The organism is Streptomyces sp. NBC_01508 (assembly GCF_045040315.1).
Taxonomy (GTDB): Bacteria; Actinomycetota; Actinomycetes; order Streptomycetales; family Streptomycetaceae; genus Streptomyces.
The window spans coordinates 1347022-1361530 of sequence record NZ_CP109419.1; the positions used below are offsets into that span (position 1 = coordinate 1347022).

The following is a 14509-nucleotide window of genomic DNA, read 5'->3' on the forward strand; positions in this document are numbered from 1 at the left end:
CTACGGCTTCTGCTCCCTGTCGCGGCCCGCGTGGAACCGGGACTTCAGGTCGTCCGGCGGCAGGAAGCGGGACCATCTCTCGGGGAATTCCGAGGGCATGTCCGGGTCCGGGCCGTACTCCCCGTCGTCCGTCTCCCCCGACCGCGCCTCCACGCGTGCCACCAGCTCCGCCGCCTGGGCCGCGCGCAGACGGTCGTTGGCCGCGCGGGCCGCCGCCGTGGCGACGGACGGCCAGACCCGGTCGATGGCGGCGTTGACCGCCGCGCCGACCAGGACGGCGAAGGCCGAGATCCCGATCCACAGGAGGACCGCGATGGGGGCGGCGAGCGATCCGTAGATGGTGGGACCCTCGACCGTACTGGTGAGGTAGATCCGCAGCAGGAAGCTGCCGAAGACCCACATGGCGAGGGCGACGAGCGCGCCCGGCACGTCCTCGATCCACGGCGAGCGCGCGGGCACGGACACGTGGTAGAGCGTGGTCAGGAAGGCCACCGAGAGCAGGATCACCACCGGCCAGTACAGGACGCTGGCGACCTCCGTGCCCCACGGGATGATGTCGACGACCCTGTCCGGCCCCACCACCGCCAGCGGCAGCACGACGGCGCCGATGAGCAGCGCCACGATGTAGAGGAGGAAGGCGAGCAGCCGGGTGGCGACGATGCCGCGGCGGCCGTCGAGTCCGTACATCACGGTGATCGTGTCGATGAAGACGTTCACCGCCCGGGAGCCCGACCAGAGCGCGATGGCGAAACCGATGGAGATGAGGTCGGGTCGCCCGCCGTGCGTGACGTCCGACAGCAGGGGTTTCGCGATCTGGTCGACGCCTCTGTCGGAGAGAACCGTGCCGACCGCGGTGAGGATGTTCTCCTCGATCGAGGCGACGGTGGTGGTGTTGGTCCAGTCGTCGATGTACCCGAGCAGGCCGAGGAGACCGAGCATCAACGGCGGGAGGGAGAGCAGCGTGAAGAACGCCGCCTCCGCCGCCAGACCGAGAATCCGGTACTCGATGCACGAGTTGACGGTGTCCTTCAGCAGCAGCCAGGCCATCTTCCGCATGGGGACGTCGCGGTAGAGGGCACGGGCCCGGCGGAGTCGGCCCGATGGCCGCTCGGGTGTTTCGTTTGCTGCCTGCACCTCCTTACCGTAGCGGCATGACTGCCAGCACTCACACAGTGACCAACCAGGTTCCGCCCCTGGTCGGATACGACGTCTTCAGCGGCGACCGGGCCCTCGCGGAAGGCCTGGAGCGGCATGCCTCCCCCGAAGTCCTCGACGAGGCGCGGGCGGAGCTGGCCGCGCTCGGTCTCGCGGCCGGTTCGGCGCGCGTACAGGAGTGGGGGACGCAGGCCAACGAGAACTCGCCGAAGCTGCGGACCCACGACCGGTACGGCAACCGGATCGACGAGGTCGATTTCCATCCCGCCTGGCACCAACTCCTCGACGGGGCCGTGTCGGCGGGGCTGACGGACGCCTGGGGCCGCCCGGACGGGCATCTGCGCCGGGCCGCCGGGTTCTACGTGTGGACGCAAGGAGAGGCCGGGCACGGCTGTCCGCTGTCCATGACGCACGCCGCGGTGCCCGCGCTGCGGACGGATCCGGAACTGGCCGCCGAGTGGGAGCCGCGGCTCACCTCGCACCGGTACGAGCCGGGGCTGCGGCCCGCCGCCGGGAAGGCCGGCGCGCTGTTCGGGATGGGCATGACCGAGAAGCAGGGCGGCAGCGACGTACGGGCCAACACGACGGCCGCGAGGCCGCTGGACGCGGACGGCGAGTATCTGCTCACCGGGCACAAGTGGTTCTGCTCCGCGCCGATGTGCGACGGGTTTCTGGTGCTGGCGCAGGCGCCGGCCGGGCTGACGTGCTTCCTCGTGCCCCGGGTGCTGCCGGACGGGACGCGCAACGTGTTCCTGATCCAGCGGCTGAAGGACAAGCTGGGCAACCGGTCGAACGCGTCGAGCGAGGTGGAGTTCGACGGCACGTGGGCCCGCCGGGTCGGCGAGGAGGGGCGCGGGGTGCGCACCATCATCGAGATGGTGGCGGCGACGCGGGTGGACTGCGTGGTCGGATCGGCGGCGCTGATGCGGCAGTCGGTGGCGCAGGCGGTCCATCACGCCGCGTACCGCCGCGCGTTCGGGGGCGAGTTGATCGACAAGCCGCTGATGCGCAACGTACTGGCCGATCTGGCGCTGGAGTCGGAGGCGGCGACGACGCTGGCGCTGCGGCTGGCGGCGGCGCAGGACGCGGTGCAGAGCACCGGTTCGGAGGCGGAGCGGGCGTTCCTGCGGCTCGCGGTGCCGACGGCCAAGTACTGGGTGACGAAGCGGTGTACGCCGGTCACGGCCGAGGCGCTGGAGTGTCTGGGCGGCAACGGGTACGTGGAGGAGTCGGGGATGCCGCGGCTGCTGCGTGAGTCGCCGCTCAACTCGATCTGGGAGGGCTCGGGCAACGTCCAGGCGCTCGATGTGCTGCGCGCGCTCCAGCGGGAACCGGAGGCGCTGAACGCGTTCCTCCAGGAGGTGGGCAAGGCGCGCGGCGCGGACCACCGGCTGGACGGGGCGATCAAGGACCTGTTGACCGAACTCGCCGATCTGAACGGCATCGAGGCCCGCGCGAGGCGGCTGGTGGAGCGGATGGCGCTGGTGCTCCAGGGGTCGCTCCTGGTGCGGTGGGCGCCACCGGCGGTCGCGGACGCGTTCTGCGCGTCGCGGCTCGGCGGGGACTGGGGTACGGCCTTCGGCACGCTGCCGCACAGCCTGGACCTGGGGTCGGTGGTGACGCGGGCGCGGGCGGTGGGCTGAGACGGGGTGCCCAACGCCGCGCGTACCAACGCCCGCGCGTACCAACGCCCGTGCGGTGCGGGCGCGTTAGGGCCGAGGGTGGTGCTGCGCCGACACGGCACCACCCACGACTTGATGTCACCTTCACGTATGGGGGCGGCTCTTCGCCAGAGTTGCAAGTGGTTGCAGAATACGCGAAGGGTCGCGCCGCGCGGGGTCGGAACGGCACCATGGGGGCATGCGGAGTGATCAGCTCCGCATAAGCCGGTGCAGGTCTGCCCAGACTTCGCTGAATCGATAAAATGCCGTGCGCGGCGGGGGGCCCGATGAAGGACACACCGCTCGACCTGTCCCACCTCGCCGCGGTGGACGGCGAGTACGCGGCACGGCTGCTCCGGCGGATCCGGGAGGCGTCGCTGGCCGGTGACCGGCCACCGGTGGCGCCCCGCCCCGTCATCGAGGCGTCGTGGCAGCGGATGCGGCGGCTGGGCGTCAGCCCCGACGGGCGGACCGGGCCGCTGGTGATGACGCCCGAGGAGCTGGAACACCGGCGCCGTACCTCGGCACTCGGTGAGGTGATACGCGGCGTCAGCGACGGGCTGACCGGCCTGGTCGACCCGTCGCTCCAGATCCTGGTGGTCTCCGACGAACAGGGCCGGATCCTGTGGCGCCAGGGCAGCGCCAAGGTGATGCGCCGGGCCGACGGCATCCGGCTGGAGGAGGGCGCGGCCTGGTCCGAGCAGGCCACGGGGACCAACGCCATCGGTACGGCGCTGGCCGCCAGGGTCCCCGTGCGGGTCCACTCGGCCGAGCACTTCGTGCACACCCTGACGCGGTGGACCTGCGCGGCGGCGCCGGTGCACGACCCGCGCGACGGGCGGCTGCTGGGTGTGGTCGACGTGAGCGGCCCCGCGACGGGTTTCCATCCGACGACGCTGGCACTGGTGACCGCCGTCGCCCGGCTCGCCGAGGGCGAGCTGCGGGAGCGGCACCTGCGGGCCGTCGAGCGGCTGCGCTCGGTGGCGGCGCCGATCCTGAACCGGGTGGGCGGGCGGTCGGTGGCCGTCGACACGCACGGCTGGACGGTCGCCGTGACGGGGATGGCGCCGGTCGACCGGCTGCCGCTGCCCAAGTCCGTACGGCCGGGACGGCTGTGGCTGCCGTCGCTCGGCATGTGCGCCGTCGAGCCGCTGCCCGGCGGCTGGCTGCTGACCGTACGGGAGGAGCCGCCACCGGACGCGGAGAGCAAGGTCGTCCTGGACCTGAGCCGGCCCCGGCGCTGGTCGGTGACGGTCTCAGGGGCGGCGGGCAGCTGGGCACGGGAGCTGACCCCGCGCCACGCGGAGCTGCTGTACGTCCTGGCGGAGCACCGGGAGGGCCGCAGCGCGGCGGAGCTGGCGGCCGACGTCTTCGGGGACCGGACGCGCACGGTGACGGTGCGGGCCGAGATGTCGCGGGTGCGCCGTCATCTGGCGGGGGTGCTGGCCCACCGGCCGTACCGCTTCCGCGAGGAGGTCGAGGTGGCGGTCGTCCGCCCGGCCCACCCGGCGGACCTGCTGCCGCACTCGACGGCCCCGGCGGTGGCGGACGGCAGGTTACGGGGCTGAACCGGCCCGGGAGAGGAGCGGCCCCCCGTTTTGGCCGGAAGAAGACCGCGTGATTCCCTGACAACCATGACCATCACTGTGACCACGTGGTCCCTGGAACAGACCTCCCCGGCCGATCTGCGGCCGGCCGCCGAGCCCGGCGCGGACGTGCGGATCGTCCGGTCCGAGGTCCCCTCCGCGGAGTTCAGCCGGTTCCTCTACACCGCCGTGGGCGGCGACATCCAGTGGACCGACCGCCTCGCCCTGTCGTACGACCAGTGGCACGAGGCCGTCTCCGGGCCGGGCGTCGAGACCTGGGTGGCGTACGAGAAGGGCACCCCGGCCGGTTACGTGGAGCTTGCGGCACAGGAGGACGGCACGGTCGAGATCGTGTACTTCGGTCTCATCCCGGCCTTCCGGGGCCGCCGTATCGGCGGCCATCTGCTGTCGTACGTGGTGGCCCGCGCCTGGGACCTGGCGGAGCGCGCGCCGGGGCGGACGCCGACGAAGCGCGTCTGGCTGCACACCTGCTCCAAGGACGGGGAGCACGCGATGGACAACTACCTGCGGCGCGGCTTCACGCTTTTCGACACGAAGGTCGAAGAGGAGCCGGAGTAGGAGCCGCAGCCGGGCCACGCGACTCGCGCAGCCCGCCTGCGGCTCGGCTCGTCGCCGAGGTACTTGTCAGGGACGGGCGAGGGCGTCCACAGCGACAGCCGTCACAAAGGCAGCCCAGGCACCGCCGGAGACCCGCGCGGCGGGGAGGGTCCGGTCCTTGGTATCGCGGAAGGCGATGCCGGTGGTGGCGGGGATGGGCGCGACTTCGACACAGTTGGTGTCGCTAGCGGTGTAGGAACTCGTACGCCAAGCGGCACCCGTGAGGTCAACCGTGCCGTGATCGCCCAACTCATACATTTTGGACCAGCTCTTTCTCGATGTCTTCGATCAACTCCCGGCTATCGTCCTCCGAGAACGCGGCACTGGACAAGTTCCCGAACAAGCGACTCAGGCGCTTGAGTGCCAGGGGATCGTCCCGATAGCAGAGAAGGCTCTCTGCGGACTCGGTGAAGGCGACGTCCACTTGAACGTCCCTCTGCGACGCGAACAGAGTGAAAGCCCCTGTGCTCACAGCCCGCTCACCCGCCTGGAAGGGGATGACTCGGAACCGGACATTGTCCAGCTGAGAGACCTCAGCAAGGTGCCTCAACTGCTCGCGCATCACGGCGTCACCACCGATGAGCAGGCGCAGCGCCGCTTCGGTGACCACAGCATCTAAAATCAACGGCTCTTCCTCACGGAGCCGTTCCTGCCGTCGCATCCTTACCTCGACAAGGCTGTCCACCTGATCGGGCCCCAGCGCGGCGACACCGGTAGCGGTCACCGCACGTGCGTAGGCAGCCGTCTGAAGCGGTCCGGGGATCAACAGCGGCTGATACTCAAAGCATTGGACCGCCTCCGCCTCGTAGGCAAGAAACTCGACGTAGCTGGCGCTGATGACGTCGCTGTACGCATACCACCACGGCGGGACCTGCTGCCGCCCCTTGATCATCAGCTCTCTGAGTTCAGAGAGCATGGGCTCCGTCACCTCGAACAGGTCCATGAAAGCTTCGAAGTCCTTCTTGGTACAGGTGCGCTTTCCATTCTCTATGCGACTGACCTTGGAGTTATGGCAGTTGAGGTGCGCTCCTACCTCCTCGGTGGTGAATCCCTGCTGATCACGCAACTTGCGTAGCGCGGCGCCGAGTTTCCGGCGCGAGGTGAGCGGGCTCACGCTGCTCAGAACGGCCATAGCTCCTCCATCTCCCATGCCCCTCAATGTGGTTGAGGCTACCGGTTCACCCTCATATTCAAAGCGATCTTCACTCGAAAGACTGATGCACTGCGCAGTGTTGGCAATCTGCCAAACGATGCCTTGACCGACAAGCGGCAGCACCATCATCATGTTGCCCGTAACTCGGAGCGATCGCTCCGTAACCAATCGTTGGTCAACCCTGCCCCGGAGCCGAAGGGGCCTGGAGGCAACCTGACACCCCCCAATACGCAACAACCCGACCATCAGTACCGCTTGCCGCTGACCGTCCGCCCGTGCGAACTGCCCGGCATCCGAAGCGAGTTCGCCAACCGGCTGCGACTCTGGGGCCTGGAGCACCTGACGGACGACGCCTGCGCGATCGTCACCGAACTGCTGGCCAATGTGCACCGGCACGCCGACGGCCGGGCGGTGCTTCTGCTCCAGAAGTGGCCCGGCCGGCTTGTGATCACGGTCAGCGACCGGTCCAAGGCACTGCCCGTCGCCAAGGAGCCGGACTGGACCGCGGAGTCCGGGCGGGGGCTGTGCGTCATCGCGGCGCTGGCCGACTCGTGGCGGGCCGTGCCCACTTCGACGGGCAAGGACATCATCGCGTCGCTGGTGTGCCCGGAGAAGGTCCGGGTCCTGCCGTGAATCCGGAGTTCGCCCCGGAAGAGCTTTGGGCCCTCGCCGCGTGGGCTACCGGTTACTGCTTCCGGTGCGACGAATTCACCGCCGTGACAGTCGTCGGCGAGTCGGCCATCGGCGTCAGCACCAGCTCATTGAGCGCCTGCCGGCCGTGCTACTGGCGCTTGTACGAAATGCACTGGCTCAGCGTCCTTCGCCGGTCCGGAGTGCGAAGGAACCACTGACCGTGTGGCAGGCGATCGCCGTAACCCTCTGCGCCGCCCTGTGGATTTCCGCACTGGCGGTCGCCGTAAGTCGTCTCTAGCAAGGGAGACTTGACGTGATACCCAAGACACCGAAGCCCGCCCGGGAGTCCGCCCGGCACGGACTGCGCATCGGAATGATTGTCTTTGACAGGCGACAGGACATGGTCGCCAAGATCATCGCCTTCTCCGGCCCGTTGGTCCACCTGCTTCGCCCCTCCGGTCTCAACTGGCAGGCGTCCCGGGTTTCGTTGCGGCCAGGGACACCGTACGAGCGACGACAGATCGCCGCACTCGCCAAGCTGCACCAGCAACGCCGGCCGATGCTCTGATCCCGTCCAGGTCTTCCGGTACTTCGAACTCAGAGATCCCAGTGTGTCTCCCGCCCGTCAGGCATCACATAGCTGACGGTCTGCTTGTGCGGTGCAGCCTTCATCGTGAACCACTCACGCCGTGGCCTGTGGAGACTCAGCCAGTGCTCGTGCGCCTTCTCGATCGGCGCCCAGAGGTCCCGAGGACCGCGGGTGAGGACCGCGGTGGCGCCGGGGTCCGAGCCGCGATCCGCGACGCGCGCGTAAGAGCCGTCCAGCGGGTCGAACAGGACGGTCACATGCCCGCCTTCGGGTCCCCGGTGATAGTCGCGAACAGTCGTCACGGACATGTGCAGTTCGGCGAAGAACGAGAAAGTCCAGTCGTCCAGAACGCTTCCGGACAGATTCGAGTCGCGGTGCGCTCCCTCCATTCGTTGAGGGATCTTCGTGGTCTCCTCCGGACCGGAGACAAGAGGCATGAACGCTGCCGGGGTGTGCATGATCCGCCCGGCGGCCGTCCCGTCCGGGAGTTTCTGGAGCCGAGCGATCACACCTCCGGCCAGGGCTCCCTTGATCGGTACGACCATGAGCCCGTCCGGCGCGCACTGGTGGAACCACGCAGTGGGGATGCGCCGCACCGAGCAGGTCGCGATGACGCGATCGAAGGGCGCTCCGCCCGGGACACCCTCCACCCCGTCCCCGCACCTGACGTCGGGGGCCAGACCGAGTGCGTTGAGCCGGGTCCTGGCCGTGGTGGTGAGACGTCTTGAGTAGTCCACGGTGGTGACAGACCCCCCGCCCGTCCCGCCCGTCAGTCGGAACAACAGCGCGGCGTTGTATCCGGTGCCGGTCCCAATCTCCATGACGCGGTGCCCTGGCCGTACGTCCAGGGCATCGAGCATGTCAGCCATGAGGCTCGGGGCGGTCGAAGACGAGGTGGGCACTCCGCTCACGCCTTCCGGCCCGGCGTCCTCCGCGTGCACTCCGTCCACTTCGGTGATGAGCGAGTCGTCCGAGTACACCTGTGCCAACCAGGCGTCGGCGTCCGGCGCCGTGCTGCTCCAGGGTGTGAACCGGTCTCCGTCTCTTCGATAGAAGACCGGGACGAAGGGATGACGCGGCACGTTCAGGAATACTTCGGCCAGACGGGCCGACAGCACGGCACTACCCCGTTCCATGCTCCTGACCAGGCTGATACGCGCTTGCAGGAGCCGCTGGCTGTCTTCCAATGGGGCCGTCACGTCTCCCCTTCCAAATAGTCGGCGATCGCAGCAGTGATGGGCAGACCGGTCGCCACTTCGATGAATCCGTACTGCCCGGACGGATTCACCTCCAGAAAAATCCACTCGCATTCGGGTGTCACGACAAAATCGAATGCCCCATAAGGCAATCCGAGTCGATCCAGCATTCGATTCACTCCCGCCGCCACCTCAACCGGAGGCTCACACACACGGTAGGTGTGGCTTTCATAATCGCTACGCCAGTCCACATGCCCTCGTTCCGAATCCGCGTGGATCTCTGCAGCGAACAACCGGTCCCCCACTGCGGTTAGGCGGACTTCATGCGCCTTCGGTACCCATTCTTGAAAGAGATGCGCAGTCGTGGCGATATCCGGATGCGGCAGGAATCGGGGGTCCACGATGCTGGTGTATACGGCCGCCGTACTGCCGTCCACGATGCCGCGCACAGGGTAGAACGGCTTGTACACCAGTCGCCCGATGTCGTCGGCGAAGCGCTTTGCGGCATCCGGGTCGTTTGTGATGAGCGTACGCGGCACGCTGAGCCCGGACTCAGCCGCGATACGGAGTTGCAGCGGTTTGTGCTCGGCATCTGCCGCGTTCCCGGGCGGAGACAACCACCGGCACGGAAGCGCAGTCAGCAGTCCGCCAAAACCCAGTCGGGCTTCTCGCTCAGCGACCTTTCGCGCGTCCGCCGACATGCCTTCCGGAAACCGCGGACGAGTGGGACGACGGCAGTACACGGAACGGACCCCCTCCAGTTGAAGGGTCCGGCGGCCGTTACCGAGCGTGCCGCGCCAACCGTCCCCGGTGAGACTGGCAGCCAGAGCCAGCCCCGCCGGGAACTCTGACACGTCGGCCCGGAACACAGGCACCGCACGCCGGTTCAGCTCCTCAATCGCCAGATCCGCCGTCGGATCGAAGCGGCCCGCCAAAACGAGAACTGTTCCGGCATCGGTCATCAGTCGTCACTCGGCCCCGGGTCGTCCTTCGCGTCCGTCCGCTCAGGCGTGGTCGTCGTGGCCTCGGTCGTGAAATAGGTCATCGGCGGATTCTTCGTCATGAAGATGCCCGGCGGCAGATCGTCGTAGGTGCTGGTCTGGGTCTCCTCGTCATACTCGATGTCACTGGTCAGAACACCGCCCGAGCCGCTCACCGAAGTGAGGAACCGGAAGGCGAATGGGGCCGCTCCACCGGACCCCGTCAGATCCGGCAGAACATGAGGCATGTCCTGATCCAACGGGAAGCGACCTTCCGGCCGGTGCCAGGGCGCGTCAACACCGCCGTGTTCCGTGGGAGTTTGCGTGGGCATTGTTCCCCCTCCTGCTCTTGCGCGGTCTCGAACTCGTCGGCTTCCCGAGGGCTCGGCGACTGAGCGCGGTAGTGGTCGCGCTGATCCTTCCCCTCCTCGGGCAGTTCCCACAGGCGCTCACGGAACTGGCCGTCCGAGTGCCCCAATGCGCCCCCTCAGCCGGCCGTGCGACCCTGCCCCTGGCCCCACCTCACACCCCATCTCGCATAGCGGGACAGTCTCGTCCACATCGTGGATCGTGGTGGACTGGCCTCAGATCCGCGTGCCAGGCTTCCCCCCATGTCTACAGCTGGAATTGCCTTGGTGAGTCGGCGGCACGTCGATCTCGGCCGCATGTCCAGCGCCATCTGTCGGGCGAGCTGACCACCACAGCCCCCGCCGTTCCGCTCTGCCCTCCCCCGCTCGGATTCCCGCTGCGCACCGCTGCGTCGTCAGCCCATGTGTGCAGGTCAGAGCCGCCCTCCGTAGCCCCGAAGGACGTATCCAGCCATGGCCGCCACTCCCGAGAAGCCCCCTGCCGCCACGCCCCGCCGCAAGGTGAGCCGTCACCGCGGCGAGGGGCAGTGGGCCGTGGGTCACTTCACTCCCCTCAACGCCAACGAGCAGGCCAAGAAGGACGACGACGGTCTCAATGTGCGGACACGCATTGAGACGATCTACTCCAAGGCCGGATTCGACTCGATCGACCCCGCGGATCTGCGGGGACGGATGCGCTGGTGGGGGCTGTACACCCAGCGCAAGCCCGGCATCGACGGCGGCAAGACCGCGATCCTGGAGCCGGAGGAGCTGGACGACAAGTACTTCATGCTGCGGGTCAGGATCGACGGCGGCCGGCTGACCACCGAGCAACTGCGCGTCATCGGCCAGATCTCGCACGAGTTCGGCCGGGACACGGCCGACATCACCGACCGGCAGAACATCCAGCTGCACTGGATCCGGATCGAGGACGTCCCCGAGATCTGGCGGCGGCTGGAGGATGTCGGCCTGTCGACCACGGAGGCCTGCGGTGACACGCCCCGGGTGATCCTCGGCTCCCCGGTCGCCGGTGTGGCCGAGAACGAGATCATCGACGGCACCCCGGCGATCGACGAGATCAACGCCCGGTTCATCGGCACCAAGGAGTTCTCCAACCTCCCGCGTAAATTCAAGACGGCCATCTCAGGATCGCCGCTGCTCGATGTCGCGCACGAGATCAACGACATCGCCTTCGTCGGTGTCGAACACCCCGAGCACGGCCCCGGCTTCGATCTGTGGGTCGGCGGCGGGCTGTCGACCAACCCCAAGATCGGCCAACGGCTCGGCGCCTGGGTCCCGTTGGACGAGGTCCCCGACGTATGGGCCGGGGTGATCGGGATCTTCCGCGACTACGGCTACCGGCGGCTGCGTACCCGAGCCCGGTTGAAGTTCCTTCTCGCCGACTGGGGTACGGAGAAGTTCCGCCAGATCCTCCAGGACGAGTATCTGAAGCGGACGCTGATCGACGGTCCCGCGCCCGCGCGGCCCGTCGAGGAGTGGCGCGACCACGTCGGTGTGCACCGGCAGAAGGACGGCCGCTTCTATGTCGGGTTCGCGCCGCGTGTCGGCCGGGTGGACGGCCCGACCCTGAAGAAGATCGCGGACGTCGCCGAGGAGCACGGCTCCGGCCGGGTGCGGACCACCGTCGAGCAGAAGATGATCGTGCTCGACGTGGCCGAGGAGCAGGTCGACTCGCTCGTCGCGGGGCTGGAATCGCTCGACCTGCGGGTCAAGCCGTCGCCGTTCCGGCGCGGCACGATGGCCTGCACCGGTATCGAGTTCTGCAAGCTGGCCATCGTCGAGACCAAGGCGCGCGGCGCCTCGCTGATCGACGAACTGGAGCACCGTATCCCCGACTTCGACCAGCCGATCACCATCAACGTCAACGGCTGCCCCAACGCCTGCGCCCGCATCCAGGTCGCGGACATCGGTCTCAAGGGCCAGTTGATGCTGGACGGCGACGGCAATCAGGTCGAGGGCTACCAGGTGCACCTGGGCGGCGCGCTCGGGCTGGAGCCCGCGTTCGGCCGCAAGGTGCGCGGGCTGAAGGTCACCGCCGCCGAACTCCCCGACTACGTCGAGCGGGTACTCACACGCTTCAGCAAGGAGCGCGAGGCCGACGAGCGCTTCGCCACCTGGGCGGCCCGCGCGTCCGAGGAGGCGCTGTCGTGAGCGAGCGCGCCGCCCCGTTCTACTGCCCCTACTGCGGTGACGAGGATCTGCGCCCGAACGAACAGGGCCACGGCGCCTGGGAATGCGCGGCCTGCAACCGGGCCTTCCAGCTCAAGTTCCTCGGGCTGCTGACCCGCGGCCTGGCGACGAACGAGGCGACGAACGAGGCAACGGGCGCCGGAACAGACGACGGAGAGGAACGGATATGACGGCTCTCACCGGGACCGACAACGATCAGCGCAAGGCCGCCGAACGCGCGGGCCGCGAACTCGAGGACTCCTCCGCCCTGGAGATCCTGACCTGGGCCACCACCACCTTCGGCCCCCGCTTCTGCGTCACGTCCTCCATGGAGGACGCGGTGGTCGCCCACCTCGCCTCCCGCGCCCTGCCCGGCGTCGACGTGGTCTTCCTCGACACCGGCTACCACTTCCCCGAGACGATCGGCACCCGCGACGCCGTCGCCGCCGTGCTGGACGTCAACGTCATCACGCTCACCCCGCGCCGCACCGTCGCCGAACAGGACGCCGAGCACGGCCCGAAGCTGCACGACCGCGACCCCGACCTGTGCTGCGCCCTGCGCAAGGTCAAGCCCCTCGAAGAGGGGCTGACGGCGTACGACGCCTGGGCGACGGGCCTGCGCCGCGACGAGTCGCCGACCCGCGCGAACACCCCGGTCGTCGGCTGGGACGCCAAGCGCCGCAAGGTCAAGGTCTCGCCGATCGCCCGCTGGACGCAGGACGACGTGGAGGCGTACGTCGCCGAACACGGCGTCCTCACCAACCCGCTGCTTCACGACGGTTACGCCTCCGTGGGCTGCGCGCCCTGCACCCGCCGCGTACTGGCCGGCGAGGACGCCCGCGCCGGCCGCTGGGCCGGCAACTCCAAGACCGAATGCGGGCTGCACTGATGAGCGCGACGGACGCCACCGAGCAGGGCGCGACGATCTGGCTCACCGGGCTGCCCAGCGCGGGCAAGACCACCATCGCCGTCGCGCTGGCGGACCGACTGCGCGCCCAGGGCCACCGGGTAGAAGTCCTGGACGGCGACGAGATCCGCGAATTCCTCTCCGCGGGCCTCGGCTTCAGCCGCGAGGACCGGCACACCAATGTGCAGCGGATCGGCTTCGTCGCCGAACTGCTGGCGTCGAACGGCGTCAAGGCGCTGGTGCCGGTCATCGCGCCGTACACCGACAGCCGCGAGGCGGTGCGCAAGCGCCACCAGAGCGAGGGCACCGCGTATCTGGAGGTGCATGTCGCGACTCCGGTCGAGGTGTGCTCCGTACGGGACGTGAAGGGCCTGTACGCGAAGCAGGCGGCCGGCGAGATCAGCGGTCTCACCGGCGTCGACGACCCCTACGAGGCGCCCGAGGAGCCAGACCTGCGGATCGAGTCGCACACGCAGTCCGTGCAGGAGTCCGCGGCGGCGCTGCACGCGCTGCTCACCGAGAGGGGTCTGGCCCGATGACGACGACCGTCGCATCCGTGACCGACGGAACCGAAGGCACCGGCGGCAGCGAGGCGCCGTACGCCCTGAGCCATCTGGACGCCCTGGAGTCGGAGGGTGTGCACATCTTCCGTGAGGTGGCGGGTGAGTTCGAGCGGCCGGTGATCCTCTTCTCCGGCGGCAAGGACTCCATCGTCATGCTGCGTCTGGCGCTGAAGGCGTTCGCGCCGGCGCCGGTGCCCTTCACGCTGCTGCACGTCGACACCGGGCACAACTTCCCCGAGGTGCTGGCCTACCGCGACCGTACGGTGGCCGAGCACGGGCTGCGCCTGCATGTGGCGTCCGTGCAGGAGTACATCGACGCGGGGACGCTGCGCGAGCGCCCGGACGGCACCCGTAACCCGCTCCAGACCGTGCCGCTGACGGAGAAGATCCAGGCCGAGCGGTTCGACGCGGTCTTCGGCGGTGGCCGCCGCGACGAGGAGAAGGCGCGGGCGAAGGAGCGGGTGTTCTCGCTGCGCGACGAGTTCTCGCAGTGGGACCCGCGCCGGCAGCGCCCGGAGCTGTGGCAGCTCTACAACGGACGGCACGCGCCCGGCGAGCACGTGCGGGTCTTCCCGCTGTCCAACTGGACCGAGCTGGACGTGTGGCAGTACATCGCACGTGAGGGCATCGAACTGCCCGAGATCTACTTCGCGCACGAGCGCGAGGTCTTCAACCGTCACGGCATGTGGCTGACGGCCGGCGACTGGGGCGGTCCCAAGGACGGCGAGCCCACCGAGACCCGTCTGGTGCGTTACCGCACCGTCGGCGACATGTCCTGCACGGGCGCCGTCGACTCCGAGGCCACCACGCTGGACGCCGTCATCACGGAGATCACCGCCTCCCGCCTCACCGAGCGGGGCGCCTCCCGCGCCGACGACAAGATGTCCGAGGCCGCCATGGAAGACCGCAAGCGCGAAGGGTACTTCTAACC

General features: G+C 68.8%; 17 protein-coding genes. 11 read left to right on the plus strand and 6 right to left on the minus strand.

The window, feature by feature from the left end; translation table 11 throughout:
* The gene (locus OG700_RS06080; protein WP_405610010.1) at positions 1-1134 is read right to left on the minus strand and encodes a YihY/virulence factor BrkB family protein; all 1134 of its coding nucleotides are present in this window, start codon (positions 1132-1134) and stop codon (positions 1-3) included.
* Positions 1135-1151: 17 nt separating this feature from the next.
* Here OG700_RS06080 and OG700_RS06085 point away from each other — a divergent pair, with 17 nt between their 5' ends.
* The 3 genes from OG700_RS06085 to OG700_RS06095 all read left to right on the plus strand — a co-directional run bounded on the left by OG700_RS06085 (position 1152) and on the right by OG700_RS06095 (position 4981).
* Positions 1152-2798 (plus strand): acyl-CoA dehydrogenase family protein, encoded by a 1647-nt coding sequence (locus OG700_RS06085; RefSeq protein WP_405610013.1) that lies wholly within the window; start codon positions 1152-1154, stop codon positions 2796-2798.
* A 305-nt stretch (positions 2799-3103) separates the two neighbouring features.
* The gene (locus OG700_RS06090; protein ID WP_405610016.1) at positions 3104-4384 is read left to right on the plus strand and encodes a GAF domain-containing protein; all 1281 of its coding nucleotides are present in this window, start codon (positions 3104-3106) and stop codon (positions 4382-4384) included.
* Between the two features lie 66 nt (positions 4385-4450).
* Entirely contained in the window at positions 4451-4981 is a 531-nt protein-coding gene (locus OG700_RS06095) for a GNAT family N-acetyltransferase (RefSeq protein WP_405610019.1), read from the plus strand.
* 66 nt (positions 4982-5047) lie between these two features.
* On the opposite strand, the gene OG700_RS06100 is transcribed toward OG700_RS06095, so the two are convergent.
* Together OG700_RS06100 and OG700_RS06105 are read right to left on the minus strand one after the other, a co-directional pair.
* Positions 5048-5278 (minus strand): DUF397 domain-containing protein, encoded by a 231-nt coding sequence (locus tag OG700_RS06100; protein WP_405610022.1) that lies wholly within the window; start codon positions 5276-5278, stop codon positions 5048-5050.
* Positions 5271-6305 (minus strand): helix-turn-helix domain-containing protein, encoded by a 1035-nt coding sequence (locus OG700_RS06105; RefSeq protein ID WP_405610025.1) that lies wholly within the window; start codon positions 6303-6305, stop codon positions 5271-5273. Before OG700_RS06105 ends, OG700_RS06100 begins: the two co-directional genes overlap by 8 nt.
* A 123-nt stretch (positions 6306-6428) precedes the next feature.
* Here OG700_RS06105 and OG700_RS06110 point away from each other — a divergent pair, with 123 nt between their 5' ends.
* On the plus strand, positions 6429-6806 hold the full coding sequence (locus OG700_RS06110) for an ATP-binding protein (protein ID WP_405610028.1): 378 nt from the start codon (positions 6429-6431) through the stop codon (positions 6804-6806).
* Positions 6807-7119: 313 nt separating this feature from the next.
* Positions 7120-7374, plus strand: a complete 255-nt coding sequence (locus OG700_RS06115; protein WP_405610031.1) for a hypothetical protein — start codon at positions 7120-7122, stop codon at positions 7372-7374.
* A 29-nt stretch (positions 7375-7403) separates the two neighbouring features.
* Here OG700_RS06115 and OG700_RS06120 read toward each other — a convergent pair whose 3' ends face one another.
* Genes OG700_RS06120 through OG700_RS06130 form a run of 3 tightly spaced genes read right to left on the minus strand, consistent with a single transcriptional unit; the run spans position 7404 to position 9819 of the window.
* Positions 7404-8531, minus strand: a complete 1128-nt coding sequence (locus tag OG700_RS06120) for a methyltransferase domain-containing protein (RefSeq protein ID WP_405610034.1) — start codon at positions 8529-8531, stop codon at positions 7404-7406.
* A gap of 59 nt (positions 8532-8590) precedes the next feature.
* Positions 8591-9553, minus strand: coding sequence for an ATP-grasp ribosomal peptide maturase (gene tgmB, locus OG700_RS06125; RefSeq protein WP_405610037.1), 963 nt, complete (start codon positions 9551-9553; stop codon positions 8591-8593).
* Positions 9553-9819: a hypothetical protein gene (locus tag OG700_RS06130; protein WP_405610040.1), complete on the minus strand. Its 267-nt coding sequence runs from the start codon at positions 9817-9819 to the stop codon at positions 9553-9555. The genes tgmB and OG700_RS06130 overlap by 1 nt, the downstream gene beginning before the upstream one ends.
* A gap of 363 nt (positions 9820-10182) precedes the next feature.
* Here OG700_RS06130 and OG700_RS06135 point away from each other — a divergent pair, with 363 nt between their 5' ends.
* The 6 genes from OG700_RS06135 (at position 10183) to cysD (ending at position 14507) form a co-directional block, all read left to right on the plus strand.
* A complete protein-coding gene (locus OG700_RS06135; protein WP_356584885.1) occupies positions 10183-10266 on the plus strand; it encodes a putative leader peptide in 84 nt (27 codons plus the stop codon).
* A 126-nt stretch (positions 10267-10392) separates the two neighbouring features.
* Complete coding sequence (locus OG700_RS06140; RefSeq protein WP_405610043.1) at positions 10393-12090, plus strand: nitrite/sulfite reductase; 1698 nt, start codon at positions 10393-10395, stop codon at positions 12088-12090.
* Positions 12087-12299 (plus strand): hypothetical protein, encoded by a 213-nt coding sequence (locus OG700_RS06145; RefSeq protein WP_405610046.1) that lies wholly within the window; start codon positions 12087-12089, stop codon positions 12297-12299. The genes OG700_RS06140 and OG700_RS06145 overlap by 4 nt, the downstream gene beginning before the upstream one ends.
* On the plus strand, positions 12296-12997 hold the full coding sequence (locus tag OG700_RS06150) for a phosphoadenylyl-sulfate reductase (RefSeq protein ID WP_405610049.1): 702 nt from the start codon (positions 12296-12298) through the stop codon (positions 12995-12997). Before OG700_RS06145 ends, OG700_RS06150 begins: the two co-directional genes overlap by 4 nt.
* Positions 12997-13554: an adenylyl-sulfate kinase gene (gene cysC / locus OG700_RS06155; protein ID WP_405610052.1), complete on the plus strand. Its 558-nt coding sequence runs from the start codon at positions 12997-12999 to the stop codon at positions 13552-13554. Before OG700_RS06150 ends, cysC begins: the two co-directional genes overlap by 1 nt.
* Positions 13551-14507, plus strand: a complete 957-nt coding sequence (gene cysD, locus OG700_RS06160; protein ID WP_405610055.1) for a sulfate adenylyltransferase subunit CysD — start codon at positions 13551-13553, stop codon at positions 14505-14507. The genes cysC and cysD overlap by 4 nt, the downstream gene beginning before the upstream one ends.
* Positions 14508-14509 lie beyond the last annotated feature (2 nt).

Excerpts from the sequence above, each read along its gene's own strand:
- OG700_RS06085 (WP_405610013.1), top strand. The coding sequence starts at position 1,152 with ATGACTGCCAGCACTCACACAGTGACCAACCAGGTTCCGCCCCTGGTC.
- OG700_RS06090 (WP_405610016.1), top strand. The coding sequence starts at position 3,104 with ATGAAGGACACACCGCTCGACCTGTCCCACCTCGCCGCGGTGGACGGC.
- OG700_RS06095 (WP_405610019.1), top strand. The coding sequence starts at position 4,451 with ATGACCATCACTGTGACCACGTGGTCCCTGGAACAGACCTCCCCGGCC.
- OG700_RS06100 (WP_405610022.1), bottom strand. The coding sequence starts at position 5,278 with ATGTATGAGTTGGGCGATCACGGCACGGTTGACCTCACGGGTGCCGCT.
- OG700_RS06105 (WP_405610025.1), bottom strand. The coding sequence starts at position 6,305 with ATGATGATGGTGCTGCCGCTTGTCGGTCAAGGCATCGTTTGGCAGATT.
- OG700_RS06120 (WP_405610034.1), bottom strand. The coding sequence starts at position 8,531 with ATGGAACGGGGTAGTGCCGTGCTGTCGGCCCGTCTGGCCGAAGTATTC.
- tgmB (WP_405610037.1), bottom strand. The coding sequence starts at position 9,553 with ATGACCGATGCCGGAACAGTTCTCGTTTTGGCGGGCCGCTTCGATCCG.
- OG700_RS06130 (WP_405610040.1), bottom strand. The coding sequence starts at position 9,819 with ATGCCTCATGTTCTGCCGGATCTGACGGGGTCCGGTGGAGCGGCCCCA.
- OG700_RS06135 (WP_356584885.1), top strand. The coding sequence starts at position 10,183 with ATGTCTACAGCTGGAATTGCCTTGGTGAGTCGGCGGCACGTCGATCTC.
- OG700_RS06140 (WP_405610043.1), top strand. The coding sequence starts at position 10,393 with ATGGCCGCCACTCCCGAGAAGCCCCCTGCCGCCACGCCCCGCCGCAAG.
- OG700_RS06150 (WP_405610049.1), top strand. The coding sequence starts at position 12,296 with ATGACGGCTCTCACCGGGACCGACAACGATCAGCGCAAGGCCGCCGAA.
- cysC (WP_405610052.1), top strand. The coding sequence starts at position 12,997 with ATGAGCGCGACGGACGCCACCGAGCAGGGCGCGACGATCTGGCTCACC.
- cysD (WP_405610055.1), top strand. The coding sequence starts at position 13,551 with ATGACGACGACCGTCGCATCCGTGACCGACGGAACCGAAGGCACCGGC.